Source organism: Leclercia sp. UBA1284, from assembly GCF_002308415.1.
GTDB classification, from domain to species: domain Bacteria; phylum Pseudomonadota; class Gammaproteobacteria; order Enterobacterales; family Enterobacteriaceae; genus Enterobacter; species Enterobacter pneumoniae.
Genome location: NZ_DBUS01000009.1, coordinates 294,051 through 317,993, shown reverse-complemented (window position 1 = coordinate 317,993; position 23,943 = coordinate 294,051). Strand labels below are relative to the sequence as shown.

Sequence of the window (23,943 nt, the reverse complement as noted above, 5' to 3'; positions counted from 1 at the left end):
ATTCACCAGGCCTCAGTTAAAGACAAAACCGCCGTTGACCGGAATCAGCTGCCCGGTAATGAACCGCGACAGATCGCTTAACAGCCAGACCACGCTGCCCGTCACATCTTCCGGCTGCTGCGCGCCGGTTAACGCGCGGCCATTTTCGTACAGCTGATGGCGTTCGGCGGGCACATATTCTGTCGCCTCGACGCGGGTTAATCCCGGCGCGATGGCATTGATGCGGATACGTTTTTCACCCAGCTCACGGGCCATCGAGCGGGTCATGGCAATCACCGCGCCCTTGCTGGCAACATAGGCCATCAGGCGCGGCGCGCCCCACAGCGCGGTGTCGGAAGCGACATTCACAATCCCGGCCCCCTCGCGCAGCAGCGGCACGGCGGCGCGCGTCACCAGCCAGGTGCCCTTGACGTTAACGCTCATCACCCGATCCCAGAGATCCGGATCGTAATCGAGCATGTTTTTGCCCCCCACGCCGGTCGCCATGGCCGCGTTATTCACCAGCCCGTCAATCTGGCCCTGTTCGCCGATGGCGCTGAATACCTGCTCAATGGCGTGCGGATCGGCCAGATCGATAATGTGGGATTCGATCGCATAGCCCTGCTCACGCAGCCCGTGCGCGCTTTCGGCCAGCTCGCCCTTCAGGATGTCGCACATCACCACCGCCGCCCCCTGCTCTGCGCAGGCTTTAGCAAAGTGATAGCCCAGCCCGCGCGCGGCGCCGGTCACGACGATGCGCTTCCCGCTCAGCAGGCCGTTCATCAGGCGGCTCCCTGCTGTTCTTCACGCATCGCCAGCTGCTCTTTTGCCGCCTTTTGCATCATGCGGCGCAGGCGGGAGAGGCCGACGTCGTGCTGGTACAGGTATTCATGCTCGCGGGCGTTCGGGGCGAGGCTTTCGAGTACTACGCGGTCCTGCTCGAGGACTTCCCAGTGCAGTTTCTCCAGGCGGTTGCGGTACATGAAGCGCCACATGTCACGCTGCCAGCCCTGCACCCGGCGGATACGCCAGAAGAAGACGCGGCAGTTGTCGTTATCTTCCGGCACCACCATGCCGACGATAAAGAAGTGGCCGCCCGGCCCGAAACGCTTCTTATAAGGAATGGAGAGGCGCATCCAGCAGGTGCCGCTGTTGCCCAGCTCTACCCAGTCGAAGTTGATGCCGCTCTGCCCTTTTTTCTCAAAGATGAAGCCGGTTTTGGTCGGCTGCAGCACCATCTCCGCCTTGCGGTCCCCTTCCGCCATCGAGTGCGACGACGAGTGCAGATAGGTGCCGTGCATCGGGTCCATCACGTTTTCCAGCGCATACTGGTAGTTGCATTTCCACCCGGCGGTGCAGAGGAAGTTGCTGAAATTGTCGGTGTCGGCGAGTTCATCCGGGAAGCTCAGCTCGTCCGGCTGCTGGTCAGCGGTAACGCCAAACCACAGGAAGATGGCCCCGTGCGCCTCCTGCACGTTGTAGCTGCGCACGCACTGCTGGCCGACCAGCGGGCATTTATCCACCGCGGGTACATCTTTCACCTCGCCGTTACCCGCCACTTCCACGCCGTGATACCAGCAGGCGATGCGGTCGCCGAGATTCCAGCCCATCGACAGCCGCGCGCCGCGGTGTGGACAGCGATCTTCGAGCGCCTGCACCTGGCCGTCTTTGTTACGCCAGACCACAATCTGCTCGCCGAGACGGGTAATGCCCACCGGGGCAGACTGCACTTCCCAGCTCGCCAGAACCGGATACCAGAGGCCGCGCAGACCTTTATCAAGATAGTGTTGTACGGGAGTCGTCATCGCGTTGTCCTCAGTAGCCGTTAACCTGTAAGAATGCCTGGAAGCTGTTCTCGCTCCAGGGCTCGCCCTGCTGGTCGTGCAGGCGTGCGGCATTCAGACCGTTCACCAGTTCCGGCAGGGTTTCCGCCCCCTGCTCAAACAATTCTTCCAGGGTGGCGATAAGGTGCAGCTCCCAGTTTTCCGGCTCGCGGCTGCGGGTCTGCCAGATAAGATTCGGGTATTCGCCCGGCTTGTGGATCGCACCGTTACCGCCCTCTGCCGGAGGGGTAAACTGGCGGCTTTCCGGCAGCGCCGGGTTAAAATTCAGGGTCTCGCTCATGCCACGGTCTCCTCGACAAAGGTAATCTGGATTTGGTTTTCAAAGACCCGAACCGGGTAGCGGTTGAGGTTGCGACCGCCAGGGCCATGCAGGCACTGGCCGGTTTTGACGTCAAAAACCGCCTCATGCAGCGGGCACTCCACTTTGCCGTCTTCCACAAAACCCTGGCTTAGCAGCGCGTAGGCGTGCGGACATACGTCTTCCAGCGCGTAATATTCACCGTCAATTAAATAAACGCCGATCTCTTTACCCTCGACGTTGCCGCTAAAAGGGAAATCTTCCTGTACTTGTTCTGCGTCACATACGCCTATCCAGCTCATCGCGATCCTCCAGGCTTTTGTTTCATATATGAAACTCTGTTTCTTATTTAATACGGTCAATATAAAAGCGATGAATCTTTCGTCAAGCGGCAATGTGACGAATTTGTTAACCAAAAGACAATTAATTAACTAAGTGTGCAAAGGATCACGAAAAAATGCAGCGATATGAAATTTTCATTATTTAGGCGTGAGGAAATACGTTTTAGTAATGGTCGTAAATATTCACCAAAAGTTATTGACTAATTTTATCATTCGTCATTAGAAATAAATAAAAGGGGTGCGCGCGGAGTTTCACCTGTGAAACTTATTTTTATTTTATTGTTTATAAACAACGAGTTTCACTGGTGAACCATTTTACTTGCGTGACAATCACATTTATAAAAAATCAATCAATAAGGCGAGCATGATGACGGCAAGATGGCAAGGTACGATAGCACTGTTATTGCTAATTATTATTTCGTATGTCGACCGGGTTAATATTTCGGTGATGATTTTAAACCCGGAGTTCGCCGAACACTTTCAGTTAAATGAAAACAGAATGTTACAGGGAATGCTAATGACATGCTTTCTGCTGGGCTATGGTTTTTCCGCGTTACTCTTAACGCCGGTTATTGAAAGCAAACTCCATTATCGCCAGGGGTTGTTAATGAGCATTGCCATCTGGGCAGCGGTGTGTGCCATTTCACCGCTGCTCGGCTCGCTGATGGGAATGCTCATCGCGCGGGTGATTTTAGGCGTTGCCGAAGGGCCGCTCTTTTCGCTGAAAACCCGCTTTATCAGCGATAACTTCTGCGCAGAGGAGATCGGCAAACCCAACGCTGTCACCGCGCTGGGCGTTTCGCTGGGGCTGGCGGTGGGCTTTCCGCTGATTACCTGGCTGATGGCGCACCTCGGCTGGGCCGGATCGTTTTACGCCCTGGCAGCGATCAACCTGGTGCTGGGCGGCGGTGCGATCTGGCATTTTCTGCCCGCGCCGCGCGAGGTGACGACCATCCAAAAACCGGGTTTTATGCAGACCTTTACCCTCGCCTGGCAAACGCCACTGCTCGGCCTGATCCTGCTGGTTGAAATCGCCACGCTGAGCTATCTCTGGGGTAGCAGCGCATGGCTCCCCGCCTGGCTGCGCGATGAGCATCACTTCTCGCTGCACGCGACCGGGCTGCTTGCCGCGGTCCCCTTCCTGTTAAGCCTTGGCTCAAAATTTCTCGGCGGCGTACTGCTCGACAAAATGCGCCCGGAGCAGGCCCCGGTGCTGTTTATGGTAGGCGGCTTGCTAACGGCGTTGTCCGTCATCGCGCTGATGCTGAGCCATCAGCCGGTGTGGCTTGCGCTGTTTATGCTCTCGGCAAATATCTTCTGGGGACTTCAGGGGGCGGCCATTCCTGCGGTGATCCAGCATCACGCGGCGCGAGAAGCGGTCGGTAGCGCCTACGGCATTATTAATGGGATCGGCAATCTCTGCGCCGCCTTTATTCCACTGCTGATGGGAATGGTGATGAAATCGATGGGGTCGGTGAGCTCAGGCTTTTCAGTGCTGGTGGTGTCGCAGGCGATCACCCTGCTGGCGGGGGGCGTGTTGCTGCTGCGCATGCGTCGCGCAGCAGCACTCAGCGCGTAAAGGTTATTCGCCCTTTTTCGCCGCCTGGATGTAGAGCATTTCCAGCGCCAGGGTCGCCGCGGCCAGGGCGGTGATCTCGGACTGATCGTAAGCCGGTGCGACTTCCACCACGTCCATGCCCACAATGTTCAGATCTTTCAGGCCGCGCACCAGCTTGATGGCGCGGTCAGAGGTCAGCCCGCCGATGACCGGCGTACCGGTACCCGGTGCAAACGCCGGATCCAGACAGTCGATATCAAAGGTCAGGTACACCGGCATATCGCCAACGATCTGCTTCACCTGGGCGATGATGTCGTCCACGCCGCGATCGTTCACCTGGCAGGCATCCAGCACGGTGAAACCGTTGTCTTTGTCGAACTCGGTGCGGATACCGATCTGCACGGAATGGTTCGGGTCGATTAACCCTTCTTTTGGCGCGGTGAAGAACATGGTGCCGTGGTCAAATTCACAGCCGTTCGCATAGGTGTCGGTATGCGCATCGAAGTGCACCAGCGCCATTTTACCGAAGTGTTTAGCGTGGGCGCGCAGCAGCGGCAGGGTTACGAAGTGGTCGCCGCCGAAGGAGAGCATGCGCTTACCGGCAGCCAGCAGCTTCTCGGCGTGGGCCTGCAGCTTTTCGCTCATCTCACGCGCGTCGCCGAAGGCATACACCAGATCGCCGCAGTCCACGACGTTCAGGCGCTCACGCATGTCGAAGTTCCACGGGAAACGGTGATGTTCCCAGGCAAGGTTGGTGGAGACCTGACGGATCGCCGCCGGGCCGTGACGGCCACCCGCGCGACCAGAGGTCGCCATATCAAATGGCACCCCGGTGATCACCCACTCCGCGTCACTGTCGTACGGCTGGAAGTTCATCGGAAGGCGTAAAAAACCAAACGCGTTAGATACCAGAGAGTTATCGTACTGATGACCTAAGGTGCTCATGTCCTGACCTCATTTAACGTCGATGTTTAAAAAAGATGAAAAAAAATCCCCTCCGCGTCGTTAAACCCGACGAGGAAGGGATTGATTCGTAAATCGCATATTGGGGCGAATTATCGCCGGTAATCCATACGGGTTCAAGTGAGTATAGCATCCTGCCGGAGGGCGCCTTCGCCTTATCGGACCTACATTCCCGGGCCCGATACACGGGCATCACACGCCCGGCGGTCTGTTACCCTCTCCCACAGGGAGAGGGAGGTTCACTTACTCGTCTTCCAGATACGTATAGCCGTACAGACCCGCTTCAAACTCTTCCAGGAACTGCTGCTGGAGCTGATCGTCCAGACCGGTGTTCTTCACCTGATCGCGGAACTGGGTCAGCAGTTTTTTCGGATCCAGCTGAACATACTCCAGCATATCGGCCACGGTATCGCCCTCGTCAGAGAGCTCTACTTCTACATTACCATCCGGGAAGACAAAGACATCCACCGCCTCGGTATCCCCGAACAGGTTGTGCATGTTACCGAGGATCTCCTGATACGCCCCGACCATAAAGAAGCCCAGCATTGGCGGGTTCTCCGGATCGTACTCCGGCATTGGCATGGTAGTGGCGATCCCGTCACCGTCGATGTAGTGATCGATGGCACCGTCTGAGTCACAGGTGATATCCAGCAGCACCGCACGGCGCTCAGGTACCTGATCCAGCCCTTCCAGCGGCAGGACCGGGAACAGCTGGTCAATACCCCATGCGTCCGGCATCGACTGGAACAGCGAGAAGTTGACGTACATTTTGTCCGCCATCCGCTCCTGCAGTTCGTCGATAATCGGGCGATGCGCACGGTTGCTCGGATCGAGCTGTTTCTGCACTTCGTGGCACATGTTCAGATAAAGCTGCTCTGCCCAGGCACGCTCTTGCAGGCTGTACGCCCCGGACGAATAGCCAATATGAATATCATGCAGGTCCATCTGGCTATCGTGCAGCCATTCACGCAGCGAACGACGCGTGCCCGGCTCGTGCATCTCTTGCCAGGTTTCCCACATGCTCTGCAGCGCACGCGAGGCATCTTCCGCCGGCGCGGTCGCTTCGGTGTATTCGTTGCGCTCAACGCCGATAATGTTCGAGACCAGCACCGTATGGTGTGCGGTAACGGCACGACCCGATTCGGTGATCACGGTCGGGTGCGGCAGACCGTGCTCATCACACGCATCGCCAATCGCCCAGATGATGTTGTTAGCGTATTCGTTCAGGCCATAGTTCACCGAGCAATCCGACTGGGAGCGCGTACCTTCGTAGTCCACGCCCAGGCCGCCGCCCACGTCAAAGCACTGAATATTCACGCCCAGCTTATGTAGCTCAACGTAGAAACGGGCCGATTCGCGCACGCCGGTGGCGATGTCGCGGATGTTAGCCATCTGCGAACCGAGATGGAAATGCAGCAGCTGAATACTGTCCAGACGACCATGCTCACGCATGATCTCTACCAGTTGCAGCACCTGGTTTGCCGCCAGGCCAAATTTGGATTTCTCGCCGCCGGAGGACTGCCATTTGCCGGAGCCCTGAGACGCCAGACGGGCACGCACGCCAAGACGCGGTACCACGTTAAGGCGCTCGGCCTCTTCCAGCACGATAGCGATTTCGGACATCTTCTCAATGACCAGATAGACCTTGTGGCCCATCTTCTCGCCAATCAGCGCCAGACGGATGTATTCGCGGTCTTTATAGCCGTTACAGACGATCACCGAGCGGGTCATGCCCGCATGCGCCAGTACCGCCATCAGCTCGGCTTTAGAGCCGGCTTCCAGCCCCAGCGGTTCGCCGGAGTGAATAAGGGATTCAATAACGCGGCGATGCTGGTTAACCTTGATCGGATAAACCAGGAAATAGTCGCCGTTGTAACCGTAGGATTCACGGGCGCGTTTAAACGCGGCGTTAATGGAACGCAGACGGTGTTGCAGGATCTGCGGGAAGCAGAACAGAGCAGGCAGACGCTGTCCCTGCGCTTCACGTGCTTTCACCAGTTGGGCGAGATCGACGCGCGCTTCCGGTACGTCAGGATCCGGGCAGACGCTGATGTGACCCAGTTCGTTGACGTCGTAGTAGTTGTTACCCCACCACGTAATATTGTATGTGCGCAGCATCTTGCTGGCTTCCTGGGAGCTCATCGCAACCTCCTGCATAGAACGTAGTACACCCTGTTCGCCTGCTGACGAAGGCGAAAATGAAGACATGTCGTCAGACATTGCGAACCTCAACTCTTACTAAAAAGTGTAAAACAGTTGACTACTATCGCAGCGTTAAACTGCGATAACAACCCATTAACCGACCAGTTTTCCAGCACAGAATGCTGGAAGCCGGGCCGTGCGACCGGTTTCTTGTTCATATCATTGTAAAACACGTAACCGAACTAAGTATGACAAGGTTCGGCGAAACCACGAGAAAACTCTTGTATTAACAAGAGCGCCCTTGTTCAGACTTCACAAAGCGTAACCGGCCCTGGAATCCTGAGAAGCGCCGAGATGGGTATAACATCGGCAGGTTTGCAGAATAGATTTGTAGAGAACGGGGAGTGCACTCCGGCCAGAAAGGCGGGACTGACAAGGCAGAAAACGACGGTTCATTATCTTGAATCACCTCCACGGGCGCCCCGAAAGACAGACCCACAAGCCAAAGCGAAAAGTTCACTGCTTAACCCGGCTGGAAGTGGCGTCCCGATGAGATCATCGAGCGCTATTATGTCGAAGCCGTGCGCGGCGTTTTATACCGAGAAGATGGGTAAAAAGCAAAATATAAATATGCGCATTGCCAGTGGTGTCCGGAAAAATTTCCAGTCGGGTTTTCAACGTAGTGGGAGCTATCTCAAAAAAAGCTGGAAATGGGGCGAAGAAGTGACCTAAAATAGCCGTCCAGATGTTAATCCATCCATACTGATTAACACTCAGACTGCCAGTGTCACTACCTGCACGTTCTGGCGGAAAACTCCGCTATAACGACCTCACACGACAGTTTGAGCTAACTAAATTCTCCTTAGGTGAAATAAAACATGGCAAAACACCTGTTTACGTCCGAGTCTGTATCAGAAGGACATCCTGATAAAATTGCTGACCAAATCTCCGATGCGGTGCTGGATGCGATCCTGGAACAGGATCCAAAAGCCCGCGTTGCATGTGAAACCTATGTCAAAACCGGCATGGTTCTGGTTGGCGGTGAAATCACCACCAGCGCATGGGTTGATATCGAAGAGATCACCCGTAACACGGTGCGTGAAATCGGCTATGTGCATTCTGATATGGGCTTTGATGCCAACTCCTGCGCCGTACTGAGCGCGATTGGCAAACAGTCTCCTGACATCAACCAGGGCGTTGACCGTGCTGACCCGCTGGAACAGGGCGCGGGCGACCAGGGCCTGATGTTCGGCTATGCAACCAACGAAACCGACGTGCTGATGCCAGCACCTGTGACTTACGCCCACCGTCTGGTGCAGCGTCAGGCTGAAGTGCGTAAAAACGGCACCCTGCCGTGGCTGCGCCCGGATGCGAAAAGCCAGGTAACTTTCCAGTACGATGACGGCAAAATTGTTGGCATCGATGCGGTTGTTCTCTCTACCCAGCACGCGGAAGATATTGATCAGAAATCCCTGCAAGAAGCGGTGATGGAAGAGATCATCAAGCCCGTTCTGCCGACCGAATGGCTGAACTCCGCGACCAAATTCTTCATCAACCCGACTGGCCGTTTCGTTATCGGTGGCCCAATGGGTGACTGTGGCCTGACCGGTCGTAAAATTATCGTTGATACCTACGGCGGCATGGCTCGTCACGGCGGCGGCGCGTTCTCCGGTAAAGACCCGTCTAAAGTTGACCGTTCCGCAGCGTACGCGGCACGTTATGTGGCGAAAAACATCGTTGCCGCTGGCCTGGCTGACCGCTGTGAGATTCAGGTTTCCTACGCAATCGGCGTGGCTGAACCGACTTCCATCATGGTGGAAACCTTCGGTACCGAAAAAGTGCCTTCCGAACAACTGACTCTGCTGGTGCGCGAGTTCTTCGACCTGCGTCCATACGGCCTGATTCAGATGCTGGATCTGCTGCACCCAATCTATAAAGAGACCGCAGCATACGGTCACTTTGGTCGCGAACATTTCCCATGGGAAAAAACCGACAAAGCAGCCCTGCTGCGTGACGCAGCCGGTCTGAAATAAACGACCGACCTCTCTTCAAGGCCAGCCTCGCGCTGGCCTTTTTTTATCGTCCTGCCCTGGGTTTATGACGTTTTCAGTACGACATGAAACCGTTTACACCACCTGTCATCGGCAGCGCTTTCAGAATATTCTCTTTGCATGAATCCCTTTCTTCTGCTGTTACATCCCCTTTAGGTTAAGTCTGAAACTGGCGCAAATACGATGCGCATCAACTATTTTAACTCTATATTTTCAAAGTCTTAATTTACTTTACGATCGCGATCCGGTGTAACCGATTACACCAATGTGACCTGTATCACATAACTTCACGATCTAATAACCTACCCTTTACATCGATAAAATTGATAACCCAACTGGAGGGCATAATGCCTGACAATAAAAAACAGGGGCGTACGTCCAATAAAGCCATGACGTTTTTCGTCTGCTTCCTTGCAGCCCTGGCAGGATTGCTATTTGGCCTGGATATCGGCGTCATTGCCGGTGCATTACCCTTCATCACCGATGAATTCAAAATTAGCGCCCACACCCAGGAGTGGGTAGTGAGCTCAATGATGTTTGGCGCCGCTGTGGGCGCCGTCGGCAGCGGCTGGCTCTCTTTCAAACTCGGGCGTAAAAAGAGCCTGATGATTGGGGCGATCCTCTTCGTGGCCGGTTCACTCTTTTCAGCCGCCGCACCCAATGTGGAAGTGCTGATCCTCTCCCGCGTATTACTGGGTCTGGCGGTAGGGGTAGCCTCTTATACCGCCCCGCTCTACCTCTCTGAAATTGCGCCGGAAAAAATCCGTGGCAGCATGATCTCTATGTATCAGCTGATGATTACCATCGGTATCCTCGGTGCCTATCTGTCCGATACCGCGTTCAGCTACAGCGGCGCATGGCGCTGGATGCTGGGCGTCATTATCATCCCGGCGATTCTACTGTTGATCGGGGTCTTCTTCCTGCCGGATAGCCCGCGCTGGTTCGCCGCAAAACGCCGCTTCCACGATGCGGAACGGGTGCTGTTACGTCTGCGTGACACCAGCGCCGAAGCCAAAAATGAACTGGAAGAGATCCGCGAAAGTCTGAAGGTAAAACAGTCCGGCTGGGCGCTGTTTAAAGAGAACAGCAACTTCCGTCGTGCCGTCTTCCTGGGGGTATTGCTCCAGGTCATGCAGCAGTTCACCGGTATGAACGTCATCATGTACTACGCGCCAAAAATCTTTGAACTGGCGGGTTATACCAATACCACCGAGCAGATGTGGGGAACGGTGATCGTCGGGCTGACTAACGTGCTGGCGACCTTTATCGCCATCGGCCTGGTTGACCGCTGGGGCCGTAAACCGACCCTGACGCTGGGCTTCCTGGTCATGGCGGTAGGTATGGGCGTGCTGGGTACCATGATGCACATGGGTATCAACTCACCGACCGCGCAGTACTTTGCCGTGGCGATGCTGCTGATGTTTATCGTTGGCTTCGCAATGAGCGCCGGTCCGCTGATTTGGGTACTGTGCTCTGAAATCCAGCCGCTGAAAGGCCGCGACTTCGGTATCACCTGTTCCACCGCCACCAACTGGATTGCGAACATGATCGTCGGCGCAACCTTCCTGACCATGCTCAATACTCTGGGCAATGCCAATACCTTCTGGGTTTATGGCGGTCTGAACGTGCTGTTCATTGTATTGACCCTGTGGCTGGTGCCTGAGACCAAACACGTCTCGCTAGAACACATCGAACGTAACCTGATGAAAGGACGTAAGCTTCGCGAAATCGGCGCTCACGACTAATCTTCAAACGGGGAGGATGGCTATTGCGCCTCCCCGCCTCCCGCTTTATGCTCTGCCCCTATGAAAACACCCCGTCTTCCCATCGCCATCCAGCAAGCCGTTATGCGCAGCCTGCGGGAAAAACTCGCCCAGGCCAACCTGAAGCTGGAGCGCAGTTATCCGGAACCGAAGCTGGTTTATCAGCAGCGTGGCACCTCGGCTGGCACCGCATGGCTTGAGCCATACGAGATCCGCCTTAATCCGGTGCTTATGATGGAAAATCAGCAAGCCTTTATCGATGAAGTGGTGCCGCATGAACTGGCCCATCTGCTGGTCTGGAAACATTTCGGGCGCGTTGCCCCTCATGGTAAAGAGTGGAAGTGGATGATGGAGAGCGTCCTCGGCGTCCCGGCGCGCCGCACCCACCAGTTCGAGCTGGATTCTGTACGCCGTAATACCTTCCCCTATCGCTGCGCGTGCCAGCAGCATCAGCTGACCGTACGCCGCCATAACCGGGTGGTGCGCGGTGAAGCGACTTACAGCTGCGTAAAGTGTGGCGAGGCGCTAACCGCAGAATAGACTGCGAACATTCAGGAACATTCCTGATCTGACTGATTGCATACAAGAACAACATTCGCTACGTTGCGGGCTCGTTTTACTACGGAGTTCACGATGTACCGTAAATACTCTCTCGCGGTTGCCCTTCTGGCTGCCGCGGTCTCTGGTCACGCGCTGGCCGAAGGTATTCACAGTTTCTCTCAGGCCAAAACCGCCGGCGTGAAGATTAACGCCGATGTGCCCGGTGATTTTTACTGTGGCTGTAAAATTAACTGGCAGGGCAAAAAAGGGGTCGTCGACCTTGAGTCCTGTGGCTACAAGGTTCGTAAAAACGAGAACCGCGCCAGCCGTATTGAGTGGGAGCACGTAGTCCCGGCATGGCAATTTGGCCACCAGCGGCAGTGCTGGCAGGACGGCGGACGCAAAAACTGCGCTAAAGACCCCGTCTATCGCCAGATAGAGAGTGATATGCACAACCTGCAGCCCGCGGTGGGCGAAGTTAACGGCGATCGCGGCAACTTTATGTACAGTCAGTGGAACGGCGGTGAAGGTCAATATGGCCAGTGCGCCATGAAGGTCGATTTCAAAGAGAAAGTCGCCGAGCCGCCAGCCCGGGCACGGGGCAGCATTGCCCGGACCTATTTCTATATGCGTGACCGCTACAACCTCACTCTTTCTCGCCAGCAAACCCAGCTGTTCAACGCCTGGAACAAGCTTTACCCGGTCTCCCCGTGGGAGTGCCAGCGCGACGAACGCATTGCAAAAGTTCAGGGGAATCACAACCCTTACGTGCAGCGCGCTTGCCAGGCGCAAAAGAGCTAACCTACACTAGCGGCAACTGATTTAGACAGACACGCCTTCAGGCCAGGGCCTGGAGGCGTGTCTGCATCACCGTATGACACATGGAATTTCTGACTATGCGCACTCCTCGCATCTATCACCCGGACCTGATTACCGCTGGCAGCGAAATTGCCCTCTCTGACGATGCGGCGAACCACGTCGGCCGCGTATTACGCATGGGCGCAGGCCAGGCGATTCAGCTTTTCGATGGCTCGAATCAGGTTTTTGAGGCGGAAATTACCCGCGCGGATAAAAAAAGCGTGCTGGTGCGCGTTGTGCGCGGCGAAATGGATGATCGTGAATCTCCGCTGCATATTCACCTGGGCCAGGTGATGTCGCGTGGCGAAAAAATGGAATTCACCATCCAGAAATCGATCGAACTGGGTGTAAGCCTCATTACGCCACTTTTTTCTGAGCGTTGCGGCGTTAAACTGGATGCTGAACGGCTGAATAAGAAGCTTCAGCAGTGGCAAAAAATCGCGATTGCCGCCTGTGAACAGTGTGGTCGCAACCGCGTCCCGGAGATCCGCCCGGCGATGGATCTCGAAGCCTGGTGCGCTGAAGAGGAGCAAGGGCTTAAGCTCAACCTGCATCCGCGCGCCAGCGCCAGCATCAACACCCTGCCGCTACCGGTTGAGCGCGTACGGTTGCTGATTGGCCCGGAAGGCGGGCTGTCAGCGGATGAAATCGCCATGACCGCGCGCTATCAGTTTACTGATATTCTGTTGGGGCCACGCGTTCTGCGTACTGAGACGACTGCACTCACTGCCATTACCGCACTTCAGGTGCGATTTGGCGATCTGGGTTGAAGCATTAACGGAGAAGAAGAATGATCAAGCTCGGCATCGTGATGGATCCCATCACCAGCATCAACATCAAGAAAGACTCCAGCTTTGCCATGCTGCTGGAAGCGCAGCGTCGCGGCTACCAGCTCCACTATATGGAGATGAGCGATCTTTATCTGATTAACGGCGAAGCCCGTGCGCGCACCCGCATTGTTAACGTCGAGCAGAACTACGATAAATGGTACGAATTTGGCTCCGAGCAGGATCTGCCTCTGGCCGAACTCGACGTGATCCTGATGCGTAAAGATCCGCCATTCGATACTGAATTTATCTACTGCACCTATATTCTTGAGCGTGCTGAAGAGAAAGGGACGTTGATCGTCAACAAGCCTCAGAGCCTGCGCGACTGTAATGAGAAGCTCTACACCGCCTGGTTCTCAGACCTGACGCCAGAAACCCTGGTGACCCGTAACAAAGCACAGCTGAAAGCCTTCTGGCAGAAACACGGCGACATCATCATGAAACCTCTGGACGGGATGGGCGGTGCGTCTATTTTCCGCGTCAAAGAGGGCGACCCGAACATCGGCGTGATTGCCGAAACCCTGACCGAACTGGGCACCCGTTACTGTATGGCGCAGAACTATCTGCCCGCCATTGTGGACGGTGATAAGCGCGTGCTGGTTGTTGATGGCGAACCGGTTCCTTACTGCCTGGCGCGTATTCCACAGGGTGGCGAAACCCGCGGTAATCTGGCGGCAGGTGGTCGCGGTGAGCCCCGTCCGCTGAGCGAAAGCGACTGGGAAATTGCCCGTCGCGTCGGCCCGCTGCTGAAAGCCAAAGGGTTGATATTTGTGGGTCTCGACATTATTGGCGATCGCCTGACGGAAGTGAATGTGACCAGCCCTACCTGTATTCGTGAAATCGAAGCGGCGTTCCCGGTTTCTATTACCGGCATGCTGATGGATGCGATTGAAACGCGTCTGAAGGGATAATTTCGTTCGAAATACTGTTAGTGACAGCGCCCCTCTTTGTACGCATACTGGGCGCTGTCGCTTTTTAAACCAGGAAACAGAACCTCTGACAATGAATTTACAGCATCACTTTCTTATTGCCATGCCTGCTCTCCAGGATCCGATTTTCCGTCGTTCCGTAGTCTATATCTGCGAATACAGTGATGACGGCGCAATGGGGATCATCATCAATAAACCGCTGGAAAATCTTAATGTTGAAGGCATTCTGGATAAGCTGAAAATTGCCCAGGATGAGCGCGTGCCGGAAATCCGCCTCGACAAACCGGTGATGCTGGGGGGGCCGCTGGCAGAAGATCGCGGATTCATCCTGCATACCCCGCCGGGCTTCTCTTCCAGCATTCGCATCTCCGACAACACGGTCATCACCACCTCCCGCGATGTTCTCGAGACGCTGGGTACCCTGAATCAGCCAGCCGATGTGCTGGTTGCGCTCGGCTATGCGTCCTGGGAAAAGGGCCAGCTGGAACAGGAGATTCTGGATAACGCATGGCTTACGGCGCCGGCGGATCTGAATATCCTCTTTAAAACCCCTATCGCCGATCGCTGGCGTGATGCAGCGAAGCTGATTGGCATTGATATCCAGACCATGCCTGGCGTCGCGGGGCATGCCTGATGAGCGGTACCCTGCTGGCGTTTGATTTTGGCACCAAAAGTATCGGCGTAGCCATTGGCCAACGCATTACCGGCACGGCGCGCCCGCTGACGGCTCTTAAAGCGCAGGACGGTACGCCCGACTGGAGCCTCATTGAGCGGTTGCTAAAAGAGTGGCAACCCGATGAGGTCATTGTGGGCCTGCCGCTGAATATGGACGGGACTGAACAACCGCTTACTGCCCGAGCGCGTAAGTTTGCCAATAAAATCCATGGCCGGTTTGGCGTGGCAGTGAAACTGCATGATGAGCGGCTGAGCACGGTGGAAGCCCGCTCCGGCCTCTTTGAACAGGGGGGATTCCGCGCGCTGAATAAAGGCAGCGTAGATTCAGCCTCTGCGGTAATTATTCTCGAAAGCTACTTCGAACAGGGTTTCTGACCCCCTCTCCTCTGATGCCCGGCATGCCGGGCAAATGCGCACAATATCTCGATCGCCATCACACTTCAGCCGGCCCTTTTTTGCTTTCTGATTAATGTTTCTATAAAAGAAACATTAAGGTGATTTTTGCAGCAACTGCTGGTTAAGCGTATCCAGTTGCTCGAGGCGAGTCTGAATGGTCTGTTCATCAGGGTTCCACATCCCGGCAAAGGCCAGTGCAGCCTGATGTTCGCCGACGGGCCGGGCCATGGAGACTTCGCCATCGTCATGGTGCCACACAACCTGTCCCTGTTCGCGTTGCTGAGCCACATGCGGTGCCAGGTTCTGCCACTGTTCCGGGGTAAAGCGCGCCATCAAGGCCTCGTCGCTCTCGGCAGCCAGCAGTGACATGCCGATGACCGAGCGCCAGGCAGGGAGCATATGAAAGCCGGCCAGCGCCTGCGTCGCCTGACTGCCGGGAACGGAGTGCCAGATATAGATGACCTGGTCTTCCCACAATACTCCTAACGCCACCACGATATCGCGCGGGGCATGGCGTTCCAGCGCCGGTAGCGCACGAGAGAAGAGCTCTGAGCCACGTATCGCCTGCGCCGCCAGCGCGTGGATCCCAGGCCCCGGCAGATAGCGACGCTGTTCATCCTGCATGGTGAGGCCAATAGAAGCCATGGTCATCAGCAGACGGTTAACGCGGGTGGTGTTAATGCCCATCAGACGCGCCAGCTCCCGGCAGCCAATAGCGCGACCACTGGAGACCAGATACTGCAGACAGCGAATGCCCTCAATAAGGCTTTGGTTCGGTTGTGATGACATAGCCACGTTCATTTTGTGTCGAAAAGTGAGTCGATTCTACCGCCAGTTCAGAAGGATACAAGGTAATGAATATCTATCCCCAACGCGAGGCCAGAACCTTTCCTGGCACCTCTCTGGAAGCTGACCTGCTGGTGGCAGGTGGTGGCCTGGCCGGGCTGTGCGCGGCCCTGGCGGCAGCCCGGGAGGGGCTCAGGGTCGTACTCATTCAGGACCGCCCCGTATTAGGGGGCAACGCCTCCAGCGAAGTACGCCTGTGGGCAAACGGCGCCACCTCGCACATGGGCAACAATAACCGCTGGGCGCGTGAAGGCGGCATCATGGGTGAGATCATGGAGGAGAACCTCTGGCGAAACAAAGAGGGGAACCCGGTGATGTTTGACCTGGTGCTGCTCGACCTCGCTAAAAGTCAGCCGGGTCTGACCCTGCTGCTTAATACCGCCGTATATGAGATCACCCAAGAGCAGGCTCGCCTGACCGCCGTCAAAGCCTTCAATGCCATCAATGAAACCTTTTATACCGTAACGGCAAGCCAGTTTTGCGATGCCACCGGGGATGGCGTCCTGGGCTTTCTGGCGGGGGCTGAGTATCGCGAAGGGGCCGAGTCGCCGGATGAACTGGGGGAGAAAATGGCCCCAGGGGAGCATTTTGGACACAAGCTCGGGCACTCGATCTATTTCTACACTAAGCGCACCGCTGAGCCGGTAAATTTTGTCCCCCCCTCCTTTGCGCTTGACGACATCACCGCCATCCCTCGTTATAAGCGACTGACCTCGACCCTCAACGGCTGCGATCTGTGGTGGCTTGAGTGGGGAGGCCGCCTCGACACCGTTCATGAGAGCGAGACCATCAAATGGGAGCTGTGGAAAATCGTCTGGGGGGTCTGGAACTATATTAAAAATTCGGGCGAATTCCCCGATGCGGACAACCTGACTATCGAGTGGGTGGGCGCGATCCCCGGCAAGCGCGAGAGCCGCCGGTTTATGGGCGATCATCTGCTCTGCCAGCAGGACATTATTGAACAGCGCGACCATTACGACGCGGTGGCGTATGGCGGCTGGTCTATCGACCTGCATCCTGCGGACGGGGTGTACAGTACACACGATGGTTGCCGACAGTTCCACAGTAAAGGGACGTACACCATTCCCTTTCGCTCGCTCTACAGCCGCTCTCTGGACAACCTGTTTTTGACCGGCAGGCTGATCTCTGCGTCGCATGTTGCCTTTGGCAGCGCAAGGGTGATGTGCACCTGCGGCCTGCTGGGGGAGGTGGTGGGCCGCGCAGCGGCGCTCTGTCATCGTCATCAGCTGACGCCGCAGGCGCTTGCGCAGCCGGGCCGCATTGGTGAACTGCAGCAGCGGTTGCAGACGACGGGCTGTTACATCCCGCGCCAGTGGCTGGAAGACCCGGCAAAAGGCGCTACTGTCACCACCAGCAGCGAGTATCTCCTCCGCGCGCTGTCGCCAAATGGTCAGTGGCACTCCCTGGCGGCGCGCATGGCAATACTGTTGCCCGTTCGTCGTGGAGGCACCTTGCCTGCCATGACCTTTACGCTGCGCACCCGCAGACCGCAGCCGCTCACGGTTACCCTGCTGGGGAGCGAAAAGAGCGGTAACTTTACGCCAGAATGTTGCTACGCCGGGGTGACGCTGGATGTCGGACAAGAGGGCGATTACACCTGCAACTTCGACTGGCAGAGTGACCGGGATCAGTACGTTTTTGTCGCCTTCAGCGCCAGCGAAGAGGTTGAGATAGCGCTGACGGATACGCATTTGCCTGGGCTGATGACCGTCTTTAATAGTCTGAACGCACGGGTCGCGAAACATACTCGCCAGGTGGCGGATGGCGATTATGGCGTGGATGAGTTTGACTTCTGGCTGCCGCGCCGTCATCCGCAACAGATCTTCCCGGCCATCCGTTTGGATACGCCGCTGGAGTGCTACAGCAGGCAAAACCTGCTGAATGGCCGCCTGCGCCCGGAACAGCAAGCCAACGCCTGGTCTCCCGCGGCTGATGACCCTGCACCGCAGGTGGTATGGCGATGGTCCAATCCGCAGGAGATTACCCACCTGACGCTGGTGCAGGATAACGATTTTGACAACGCAATGGAGAGCGTGCAGATGGGCCATCACCGGGCCATTACGCCGCACTGCATAACCCATTATCGCCTGTGGGGAGATAACGTCCTGCTCGCTGAAGTAACAGATAATCACCACTCCGTCTGTGAGCACCGTTTTGCGCACCCGCTCAGGGTGCAAGAGATCAAACTGGAGATCCTTGCCACCGCAGGCGCACTTCCGGCGGTCTACTCCCTGAACGTCCGTTAAACCCGGCCCTGGGCGCGGCGCTCGGCCAGGCTCTGGTCGAAGTTCTGCATCCCCATCTGCTGCCCGGTCTGAATCACGCCGGGCAACTGGTACGTTTTGCCCTCGCGGATCAGGTTCGCCGCCGCGGGGGTATTGACCAACAGCTCATACAGCGCCACTCGCCCGCCCTGGTTATCGTTAACCAGCTTTTGCGCCAGTACCGCACGCAAACTGCCTGCCAGCTGGTTACGCACCGGATCTTTTTCCTGCGCGGGAAAGGTATCGACCAGCCGTTCAATGGCCTGCGATGCGCCGCGCGTATGGAGCGTCGCCAATACCAGATGCCCGGTCTCGGCGGCGGTGAGCGCCAGACGAATGGTTTCGCTGTCGCGTAATTCCCCCAGCAAAATCACATCGGGATCTTCACGCAATGCGCCACGTAATGCCTCGGCGAAGGTGCGGCTGTGTAAGCCTATTTCGCGCTGCTGCACCAGACAGCGCTTGCTCTGGTGGATAAATTCCACCGGATCTTCCAGCGTCAGAATGTGCCCGTCGCTGTGGCAATTAAGATAATCGACCATGGCGGCCAGCGTGGTCGATTTTCCGCTACCCGTTGCCCCGGTCACCAGTATCAGGCCGTTATCGTTCGCCAGTAGCTCCGGCATCGTACGCGGCGTACCCAGCGCGCGTAGCTGCGGACAACAGTGCGGCAGCAGCCTCAGCGCAAGGGAGCAGCCCTGCGTGTGGGCAAAGGCACTGGCGCGCAGGCGATGCGCCTCCCCTACCGTGAGGGCAAAATCGACCTGCCCGCGGGCAATCCACTCGCCCTGCAGCTCTTCGCTGAGCCACCCATTAAGCAGCGCGGCGACATCCGGCGGGGGAAAAGGGGCTGGCTCAATCTTTCCACGGCGTCGCCAGCGCGGTGGCGCATTACTACACAGGTGTAGATCCGAGACATTATGCTTTACACTAAGGGCCACAATTTCTTCCATATCCACACGAATCTCCTCGGAAAATGAACGACATTGCGCATAACCTGGCACAGGTCCGGGATAAAATCTCAGCCGCAGCAACGCGTTGCGGCCGTGTTTCAGAAGAAGTTACGTTGCTTGCAGTCAGCAAAACCAAACCTGCGAGCGACATCGCAGAAGCGATTGACGCAGGCCAGCGCGCATTCGGCGAAAACTATGTTCAGGAAGGGGTAGAAAAAATCCGCCATTTCCATGATGCGGGCAGAAGCGATCTGCAATGGCACTTTATTGGGCCGTTGCAGTCGAACAAAAGCCGCCTTGTCGCCGAACATTTCAACTGGTGCCATACGGTCGATCGTCTGCGCATAGCCACGCGGCTTAGCGAGCAGCGTCCAGCCGAAATGTCTCCACTTAACGTGCTGATTCAAATCAATATTAGTGATGAAAACAGCAAGTCAGGAATCGCGCTTTCAGAACTCGATGCACTGGCAGAGGCCGTGGCGCAGTTGCCCGGACTCCAGCTGCGTGGATTGATGGCGATCCCGGCGCCGGAAGCGGATTACGACAGGCAATTTGCCGTGGCACAGCAAATGGCTGTAGCATTTGAGGCGCTCAAAGCGGGCTACCCAACCGTCGACACGCTTTCACTGGGCATGACGGACGATATGGACGCCGCCATTGCGGCAGGCAGTACCATGGTGCGCATCGGCACAGCCATTTTCGGTGCGCGCGACTACACCCAATAATAAGGAAACCTGAGGAACGCCATGAAGACGTTGACTTTCCTGCTCTCGACGGTCATTGAACTCTATACGATGGTGCTTTTGCTGCGCGTATGGATGCAGTGGGCGCGTTGTGATTTCTACAACCCCTTTTCACAATTTGTCGTTAAAATCACCCAGCCGATCATTGGGCCACTACGCCGTGTTATCCCTCCGATGGGGCCGATTGATAGCGCATCGCTGCTAGTGGCACTGGTGCTCTGCTTTATCAAAGCCATCGTGCTGTTTATGGTGGTCAGCTTCCAGCCTATCATCTGGATTGCCGCCGTACTGATCCTGCTGAAGACCATCGGCCTGCTCATCTTCTGGGTATTGCTGCTGATGGCGATCATGAGTTGGGTAAGCCAGGGCCGTAGCCCGGTAGAGTTTGCCCTGATCCAGCTGGCAGACCCCTTACTTCGCCCGATCCGTAACCTGCTGCCGTCCATGGGCGGGATCGACTTTTCGCCGATGATCCTTGTGTTGCTGCTGTACGTGGCCAACATGGGGATCGCCGAGCTGTTACAGGCGACGGGTAACATGCTGCTGCCGGGGCTGTGGATGGCGCTATGAGTGCCGTAAGCCGCTGCGCTGACGGGCTGGTTTTACGGCTGTATATTCAGCCGAAAGCCAGCCGCGACAGCATTGTTGGGCTGCATGGCGACGAGATAAAAGTCGCCATCACCGCCCCGCCGGTTGATGGCCAGGCCAATGCGCATCTGACCAAATATCTGGCTAAACAGTTTCGCGTCGCCAAAAGCCAGGTCATCATTGAAAAAGGTGAACTGGGGCGGCATAAACAGGTAAAAATCCTCAACCCGCAAAATATCCCGACGGAAGTCGCGGCGCTGACAGAACAGGACTAAACCATGCAGAAAGTTGTTCTCGCTACCGGTAATGCCGGTAAAGTGCGCGAGCTGGCCTCGCTTTTAAATGATTTTGGGCTGGACGTGGTCGCTCAGACCGAGCTTGGCGTGGATTCCGCCGAGGAGACGGGCCTGACCTTTATCGAAAACGCCATTCTGAAAGCGCGCCATGCCGCTCAGGTTACCGGCCTGCCGGCCATTGCTGACGACTCCGGTCTGGCCGTCGATTATCTTGGCGGTGCGCCGGGGATCTACTCCGCGCGCTACTATGGTGAAGATGCCACCGACCAGCAAAACCTGGAAAAGCTGCTTGTTGCCCTGAAGGATGTGCCTGACGACCAGCGCACCGCGCAGTTCCACTGCGTGCTGGTTTATCTGCGCCATGCTGAAGACCCCACGCCTGTTGTCTGTCACGGCAGTTGGCCGGGCGTAATTACCCGTGAGGCGGCAGGCAACGGCGGCTTTGGCTACGACCCGATTTTCTTTGTCCCGTCTGAGGGCAAAACCGCTGCGGAACTGACCCGCGAAGAGAAAAGCGCGATTTCCCACCGCGGACGCGCCCTGAAACTGTTACTGGAAGTATTACGTAATGGCTAATTTGCCACCTCTGAGTCTTTATATTCATATCCCGTGGTGCGTGCAGAAATGTCCGTACTGCGATTTCAACTCGCACGCGCTGAAGGGCGAAGTGCCGCACGATGATTACGTTGCGCATCTGCTGGCCGACCTGGACGCCGATGTACCTTACGCACAGGGACGTGAAGTTAAGACCATTTTTATTGGTGGCGGTACGCCGAGCCTGCTTTCAGGCCCGGCGATGCAAACGCTGCTGGACGGCGTGCGTGCGCGCCTGAACCTGGCAGCGGATGCTGAAATTACGATGGAAGCCAACCCCGGCACCGTGGAGGCCGACCGTTTTGTCGAGTATCAGCGTGCAGGGGTGAACCGTATCTCCATCGGCGTGCAGAGCTTTAGCGAGCCGAAATTAAAGCGCCTGGGGCGTATTCACGGCCCGGACGAGGCAAAGCGCGCCGCGCATCTGGCAACGGGGCTTGGCCTTCGCAGTTTTAACCTTGATTTGATGCACGGACTGCCGGACCAGTCGCTCGACGAAGCGCTGGATGACCTGCGTCAGGCGATCGAACTTAATCCCCCGCATCTCTCCTGGTATCAGCTGACCATTGAGCCAAACACGCTGTTTGGCTCTCGTCCGCCGGTACTGCCGGATGACGACGCGCTGTGGGATATCTTCGAGCAAGGCCATCAGCTGTTGACCGCTGCGGGCTATCAGCAGTACGAAACCTCCGCCTATGCGAAGCCGGGCTACCAGTGCCAGCACAACCTGAACTACTGGCGCTTTGGCGATTATCTGGGGATAGGCTGCGGCGCGCACGGCAAAGTGACCTTCCCGGATGGCCGCATCCTGCGTACAGCTAAAACGCGCCATCCGCGCGGGTATATGGAAGGCCGCTATCTGGAGCGTCAGCACGACGTCGAGGCAGCGGATAAGCCGTTTGAGTTCTTTATGAACCGTTTCCGCCTGCTGGAAGCCGCACCGCGCGCGGAGTTCTCGCGCTATACCGGGCTGGCGGAGTCGGTGATCCGCCCGCAGATCGACGAGGCGCTGGCGCAGGGGTATCTCACCGAATGTGATGAATACTGGCAGATCACCGAGCACGGCAAACTGTTCTTAAACTCCCTTCTCGAGCTGTTCCTCGCCGAAGATTCCTGAAGACGGCTTCCGGATTTTGCATCACGTTCTGCCAGCTGAAGAAAAGGCTGGCAGAGTGTGGGGATGGATAAATTAAAACAACTCCGCAAGGAAATGACACCCGAAGAATTACGCCTCTGGTATTTACTGCGAGGTCGCCGCTTCTTTGGTTATAAGTTTCGCCGCCAGATGCCGATTGGTGCATACATCGTGGATTTTGTCTGTTTTAAAGCCAAGCTGATTATTGAGCTAGATGGCGGGCAGCATCAGGATGAAGAAGCGTATGACTTACGCAGAACGGCTTTTTTAAAGGCTAACGGCTGGGAAGTGATACGGTTCTGGAACAATGAGTTCAGGGTAAATGAAGAGGAGGTGCTGGTCGCTATTTTGCAACGATTGCGATGCCTGTTGCCCTCACCCTAACCCTCTCCCACAGGGAGAGGGAACTTTTATGGCCGGGATCAAACATGCATTCTGAAACGACAGAGAGGCTGTGTTAGAGGCCATCTTTGAAATATTGCAAAGGCGGCGTCCTCTCACCTCGCCTGCGAGGTGAGAGAGCAAACCATTCCCTCTCCCCTGGGGAGAGGGTTAGGGTGAGGGGCCCAGCGTGCACTGAACTTACTTCAGCGTCCCTACCAGCGCCTTCCTGCTCTCTTCCAGCGACACCACGCGTTTACAGACATCTTTGCCGAAGGCCTGGAAATCCGCTTCCTGGTTCTTCCACTCGTTCTGAATCGAAGTCTGTAATCCGCCCAGGCTACCCAGCACGCCCTGCAGCGGGTTTCCGCCGCCTTTCAGCACGGCTTTTGCGCCCATCTCGTTGATGCTGTCCTGCAAAATACCGCCCATCGCCTGGTTCACCAGCTGCTGGCCGTCGGCACGCACCTGGTCGATAGCTTTGTAGTGGAAGGTCAGGCCGTCGGGACGGCGTTCAATGATGCGGTTCATCTGCTCTTTCAACTGGGCATCCAGTTTGGTCAGGCGGGTACGCATGTTGCTGCTCTCCCCCACCTCTTTGGCGATGATCTTGTCCAGTGCCACGCGGCCCTTTTCTACGCGGGTACGGGCGCCGTCGTCGATCCACGGCAGCGCGGAGCGCAGATCGGCCTGATAATCTTTCGCCTGCTCACGCTGGGCTGCGCTCAGGCTCGCTTGTTTGCCATTAAACATGACGCTGCCATCCGGGGTAATGACCAGATTGCCGTTCTCGCCTTTCACCTGCACGGTTTGCGGGCTCAGGATTACATCGTCACGCGGCGTCACTTCACATTTATATTCCGCATGCGCCGTTAAGGCGCTTGCCATCAGTGCCGCTGCCAGCAGCGTTTTGCGCATCATAAAAACTCCCTCAGACAAAATGGGCCAGCAAATGCTG

The 23,943-nt window shown here is 56.5% G+C and carries 27 protein-coding genes; 16 read left to right on the top strand and 11 right to left on the bottom strand.

The features are described 5' to 3' along the window. Positions 1–12 precede the first annotated feature (12 nt). From B3511_RS20110 to B3511_RS20095, 4 genes are read right to left on the bottom strand one after another with little or no spacing between them, the layout of a single operon-like run. On the bottom strand, positions 13–762 hold the full coding sequence (locus tag B3511_RS20110; RefSeq protein WP_286791426.1) for an SDR family oxidoreductase: 750 nt from the start codon (positions 760–762) through the stop codon (positions 13–15). Further along, complete coding sequence (locus B3511_RS20105; RefSeq protein WP_046887141.1) at positions 762–1,784, bottom strand: aromatic ring-hydroxylating oxygenase subunit alpha; 1,023 nt, start codon at positions 1,782–1,784, stop codon at positions 762–764. Before B3511_RS20105 ends, B3511_RS20110 begins: the two co-directional genes overlap by 1 nt. A 10-nt stretch (positions 1,785–1,794) precedes the next feature. Continuing rightward, the gene (locus B3511_RS20100; protein ID WP_286791425.1) at positions 1,795–2,103 is read right to left on the bottom strand and encodes a recombinase-like helix-turn-helix domain-containing protein; all 309 of its coding nucleotides are present in this window, start codon (positions 2,101–2,103) and stop codon (positions 1,795–1,797) included. Then, positions 2,100–2,423, bottom strand: a complete 324-nt coding sequence (locus B3511_RS20095) for a Rieske (2Fe-2S) protein (protein WP_013098654.1) — start codon at positions 2,421–2,423, stop codon at positions 2,100–2,102. Before B3511_RS20095 ends, B3511_RS20100 begins: the two co-directional genes overlap by 4 nt. Positions 2,424–2,829: 406 nt before the next feature. Here B3511_RS20095 and B3511_RS20090 point away from each other — a divergent pair, with 406 nt between their 5' ends. Continuing rightward, positions 2,830–4,041, top strand: a complete 1,212-nt coding sequence (locus tag B3511_RS20090) for an MFS transporter (protein ID WP_286791483.1) — start codon at positions 2,830–2,832, stop codon at positions 4,039–4,041. 3 nt (positions 4,042–4,044) lie between these two features. Here B3511_RS20090 and speB read toward each other — a convergent pair whose 3' ends face one another. From speB to B3511_RS20745, 4 genes are all read right to left on the bottom strand, one after another. Next, complete coding sequence (speB, locus tag B3511_RS20085; RefSeq protein ID WP_040074090.1) at positions 4,045–4,965, bottom strand: agmatinase; 921 nt, start codon at positions 4,963–4,965, stop codon at positions 4,045–4,047. Positions 4,966–5,226: 261 nt separating this feature from the next. Beyond that, positions 5,227–7,203 (bottom strand): biosynthetic arginine decarboxylase, encoded by a 1,977-nt coding sequence (gene speA, locus B3511_RS20080; RefSeq protein ID WP_072039477.1) that lies wholly within the window; start codon positions 7,201–7,203, stop codon positions 5,227–5,229. Positions 7,204–7,211: 8 nt separating this feature from the next. Then, entirely contained in the window at positions 7,212–7,343 is a 132-nt protein-coding gene (gene yqgB, locus B3511_RS20075) for an acid stress response protein YqgB (RefSeq protein WP_154298976.1), read from the bottom strand. A gap of 94 nt (positions 7,344–7,437) precedes the next feature. Beyond that, complete coding sequence (locus B3511_RS20745) at positions 7,438–7,581, bottom strand: hypothetical protein (protein ID WP_422393496.1); 144 nt, start codon at positions 7,579–7,581, stop codon at positions 7,438–7,440. Positions 7,582–8,003: 422 nt separating this feature from the next. Here B3511_RS20745 and metK point away from each other — a divergent pair, with 422 nt between their 5' ends. The 8 genes from metK (at position 8,004) to ruvX (ending at position 15,143) form a co-directional block, all read left to right on the top strand. Beyond that, complete coding sequence (gene metK / locus B3511_RS20070) at positions 8,004–9,158, top strand: methionine adenosyltransferase (protein WP_040074088.1); 1,155 nt, start codon at positions 8,004–8,006, stop codon at positions 9,156–9,158. A gap of 365 nt (positions 9,159–9,523) precedes the next feature. Next, positions 9,524–10,921 (top strand): galactose/proton symporter, encoded by a 1,398-nt coding sequence (gene galP, locus B3511_RS20065; RefSeq protein WP_040074087.1) that lies wholly within the window; start codon positions 9,524–9,526, stop codon positions 10,919–10,921. Between the two features lie 60 nt (positions 10,922–10,981). After that, positions 10,982–11,479: a SprT family zinc-dependent metalloprotease gene (locus tag B3511_RS20060; protein WP_286791423.1), complete on the top strand. Its 498-nt coding sequence runs from the start codon at positions 10,982–10,984 to the stop codon at positions 11,477–11,479. 93 nt (positions 11,480–11,572) lie between these two features. After that, complete coding sequence (endA, locus tag B3511_RS20055) at positions 11,573–12,280, top strand: deoxyribonuclease I (protein ID WP_040074085.1); 708 nt, start codon at positions 11,573–11,575, stop codon at positions 12,278–12,280. Between the two features lie 95 nt (positions 12,281–12,375). Next, positions 12,376–13,107 (top strand): 16S rRNA (uracil(1498)-N(3))-methyltransferase, encoded by a 732-nt coding sequence (gene rsmE, locus B3511_RS20050; RefSeq protein WP_040078396.1) that lies wholly within the window; start codon positions 12,376–12,378, stop codon positions 13,105–13,107. 20 nt (positions 13,108–13,127) lie between these two features. Continuing rightward, a complete protein-coding gene (gene gshB, locus B3511_RS20045) occupies positions 13,128–14,075 on the top strand; it encodes a glutathione synthase (protein WP_040074083.1) in 948 nt (315 codons plus the stop codon). 91 nt (positions 14,076–14,166) lie between these two features. Beyond that, positions 14,167–14,727, top strand: coding sequence for a YqgE/AlgH family protein (locus B3511_RS20040; RefSeq protein ID WP_040074082.1), 561 nt, complete (start codon positions 14,167–14,169; stop codon positions 14,725–14,727). Continuing rightward, entirely contained in the window at positions 14,727–15,143 is a 417-nt protein-coding gene (gene ruvX, locus B3511_RS20035) for a Holliday junction resolvase RuvX (RefSeq protein WP_040074081.1), read from the top strand. The genes B3511_RS20040 and ruvX overlap by 1 nt, the downstream gene beginning before the upstream one ends. Positions 15,144–15,257: 114 nt before the next feature. Here the strand turns inward: ruvX and B3511_RS20030 are convergent, their stop codons facing one another. Continuing rightward, a complete protein-coding gene (locus B3511_RS20030; protein ID WP_046887146.1) occupies positions 15,258–15,953 on the bottom strand; it encodes an IclR family transcriptional regulator domain-containing protein in 696 nt (231 codons plus the stop codon). Positions 15,954–16,018: 65 nt separating this feature from the next. On the opposite strand from B3511_RS20030, the gene B3511_RS20025 reads away from it, so the two are divergent. Further along, complete coding sequence (locus B3511_RS20025) at positions 16,019–18,277, top strand: FAD-dependent oxidoreductase (protein ID WP_286791420.1); 2,259 nt, start codon at positions 16,019–16,021, stop codon at positions 18,275–18,277. On the opposite strand, the gene B3511_RS20020 is transcribed toward B3511_RS20025, so the two are convergent. After that, a complete protein-coding gene (locus B3511_RS20020; RefSeq protein WP_286791418.1) occupies positions 18,274–19,254 on the bottom strand; it encodes a type IV pilus twitching motility protein PilT in 981 nt (326 codons plus the stop codon). The two genes, B3511_RS20025 and B3511_RS20020, sit on opposite strands and share 4 nt — an antisense overlap. 17 nt (positions 19,255–19,271) lie before the next feature. On the opposite strand from B3511_RS20020, the gene B3511_RS20015 reads away from it, so the two are divergent. From B3511_RS20015 to B3511_RS19990, 6 genes are all read left to right on the top strand, one after another. Further along, positions 19,272–19,973: a YggS family pyridoxal phosphate-dependent enzyme gene (locus B3511_RS20015; RefSeq protein WP_286791417.1), complete on the top strand. Its 702-nt coding sequence runs from the start codon at positions 19,272–19,274 to the stop codon at positions 19,971–19,973. A 21-nt stretch (positions 19,974–19,994) separates the two neighbouring features. Beyond that, positions 19,995–20,561, top strand: a complete 567-nt coding sequence (locus B3511_RS20010) for a YggT family protein (protein WP_046887150.1) — start codon at positions 19,995–19,997, stop codon at positions 20,559–20,561. Continuing rightward, entirely contained in the window at positions 20,558–20,854 is a 297-nt protein-coding gene (gene yggU / locus B3511_RS20005) for a DUF167 family protein YggU (protein ID WP_286791415.1), read from the top strand. The genes B3511_RS20010 and yggU overlap by 4 nt, the downstream gene beginning before the upstream one ends. A gap of 3 nt (positions 20,855–20,857) precedes the next feature. Then, positions 20,858–21,451 carry an XTP/dITP diphosphatase gene (locus B3511_RS20000; RefSeq protein ID WP_286791414.1) on the top strand — a complete coding sequence of 198 codons (594 nt, stop codon included), beginning with the start codon at positions 20,858–20,860 and terminating at the stop codon, positions 21,449–21,451. Continuing rightward, complete coding sequence (gene hemW, locus B3511_RS19995) at positions 21,444–22,586, top strand: radical SAM family heme chaperone HemW (protein ID WP_212476524.1); 1,143 nt, start codon at positions 21,444–21,446, stop codon at positions 22,584–22,586. Before B3511_RS20000 ends, hemW begins: the two co-directional genes overlap by 8 nt. A 63-nt stretch (positions 22,587–22,649) precedes the next feature. Further along, entirely contained in the window at positions 22,650–22,988 is a 339-nt protein-coding gene (locus B3511_RS19990; protein ID WP_286791413.1) for an endonuclease domain-containing protein, read from the top strand. Between the two features lie 198 nt (positions 22,989–23,186). Here the strand turns inward: B3511_RS19990 and B3511_RS19985 are convergent, their stop codons facing one another. After that, positions 23,187–23,906: a DUF2884 domain-containing protein gene (locus tag B3511_RS19985; protein ID WP_046887155.1), complete on the bottom strand. Its 720-nt coding sequence runs from the start codon at positions 23,904–23,906 to the stop codon at positions 23,187–23,189. Positions 23,907–23,943 lie beyond the last annotated feature (37 nt).

What these genes read in the sequence shown, in the direction of transcription:
- B3511_RS20110 (WP_286791426.1), bottom strand. Translation starts at nt 762, where the DNA reads ATGAACGGCCTGCTGAGCGGGAAGCGCATCGTCGTGACCGGCGCCGCG.
- B3511_RS20105 (WP_046887141.1), bottom strand. Translation starts at nt 1,784, where the DNA reads ATGACGACTCCCGTACAACACTATCTTGATAAAGGTCTGCGCGGCCTC.
- B3511_RS20100 (WP_286791425.1), bottom strand. Translation starts at nt 2,103, where the DNA reads ATGAGCGAGACCCTGAATTTTAACCCGGCGCTGCCGGAAAGCCGCCAG.
- B3511_RS20095 (WP_013098654.1), bottom strand. Translation starts at nt 2,423, where the DNA reads ATGAGCTGGATAGGCGTATGTGACGCAGAACAAGTACAGGAAGATTTC.
- B3511_RS20090 (WP_286791483.1), top strand. Translation starts at nt 2,830, where the DNA reads ATGACGGCAAGATGGCAAGGTACGATAGCACTGTTATTGCTAATTATT.
- speB (WP_040074090.1), bottom strand. Translation starts at nt 4,965, where the DNA reads ATGAGCACCTTAGGTCATCAGTACGATAACTCTCTGGTATCTAACGCG.
- speA (WP_072039477.1), bottom strand. Translation starts at nt 7,203, where the DNA reads ATGTCTGACGACATGTCTTCATTTTCGCCTTCGTCAGCAGGCGAACAG.
- yqgB (WP_154298976.1), bottom strand. Translation starts at nt 7,343, where the DNA reads ATGAACAAGAAACCGGTCGCACGGCCCGGCTTCCAGCATTCTGTGCTG.
- B3511_RS20745 (WP_422393496.1), bottom strand. Translation starts at nt 7,581, where the DNA reads ATGAACCGTCGTTTTCTGCCTTGTCAGTCCCGCCTTTCTGGCCGGAGT.
- metK (WP_040074088.1), top strand. Translation starts at nt 8,004, where the DNA reads ATGGCAAAACACCTGTTTACGTCCGAGTCTGTATCAGAAGGACATCCT.
- galP (WP_040074087.1), top strand. Translation starts at nt 9,524, where the DNA reads ATGCCTGACAATAAAAAACAGGGGCGTACGTCCAATAAAGCCATGACG.
- B3511_RS20060 (WP_286791423.1), top strand. Translation starts at nt 10,982, where the DNA reads ATGAAAACACCCCGTCTTCCCATCGCCATCCAGCAAGCCGTTATGCGC.
- endA (WP_040074085.1), top strand. Translation starts at nt 11,573, where the DNA reads ATGTACCGTAAATACTCTCTCGCGGTTGCCCTTCTGGCTGCCGCGGTC.
- rsmE (WP_040078396.1), top strand. Translation starts at nt 12,376, where the DNA reads ATGCGCACTCCTCGCATCTATCACCCGGACCTGATTACCGCTGGCAGC.
- gshB (WP_040074083.1), top strand. Translation starts at nt 13,128, where the DNA reads ATGATCAAGCTCGGCATCGTGATGGATCCCATCACCAGCATCAACATC.
- B3511_RS20040 (WP_040074082.1), top strand. Translation starts at nt 14,167, where the DNA reads ATGAATTTACAGCATCACTTTCTTATTGCCATGCCTGCTCTCCAGGAT.
- ruvX (WP_040074081.1), top strand. Translation starts at nt 14,727, where the DNA reads ATGAGCGGTACCCTGCTGGCGTTTGATTTTGGCACCAAAAGTATCGGC.
- B3511_RS20030 (WP_046887146.1), bottom strand. Translation starts at nt 15,953, where the DNA reads ATGTCATCACAACCGAACCAAAGCCTTATTGAGGGCATTCGCTGTCTG.
- B3511_RS20025 (WP_286791420.1), top strand. Translation starts at nt 16,019, where the DNA reads ATGAATATCTATCCCCAACGCGAGGCCAGAACCTTTCCTGGCACCTCT.
- B3511_RS20015 (WP_286791417.1), top strand. Translation starts at nt 19,272, where the DNA reads ATGAACGACATTGCGCATAACCTGGCACAGGTCCGGGATAAAATCTCA.
- B3511_RS20010 (WP_046887150.1), top strand. Translation starts at nt 19,995, where the DNA reads ATGAAGACGTTGACTTTCCTGCTCTCGACGGTCATTGAACTCTATACG.
- yggU (WP_286791415.1), top strand. Translation starts at nt 20,558, where the DNA reads ATGAGTGCCGTAAGCCGCTGCGCTGACGGGCTGGTTTTACGGCTGTAT.
- B3511_RS20000 (WP_286791414.1), top strand. Translation starts at nt 20,858, where the DNA reads ATGCAGAAAGTTGTTCTCGCTACCGGTAATGCCGGTAAAGTGCGCGAG.
- hemW (WP_212476524.1), top strand. Translation starts at nt 21,444, where the DNA reads ATGGCTAATTTGCCACCTCTGAGTCTTTATATTCATATCCCGTGGTGC.
- B3511_RS19990 (WP_286791413.1), top strand. Translation starts at nt 22,650, where the DNA reads ATGGATAAATTAAAACAACTCCGCAAGGAAATGACACCCGAAGAATTA.
- B3511_RS19985 (WP_046887155.1), bottom strand. Translation starts at nt 23,906, where the DNA reads ATGATGCGCAAAACGCTGCTGGCAGCGGCACTGATGGCAAGCGCCTTA.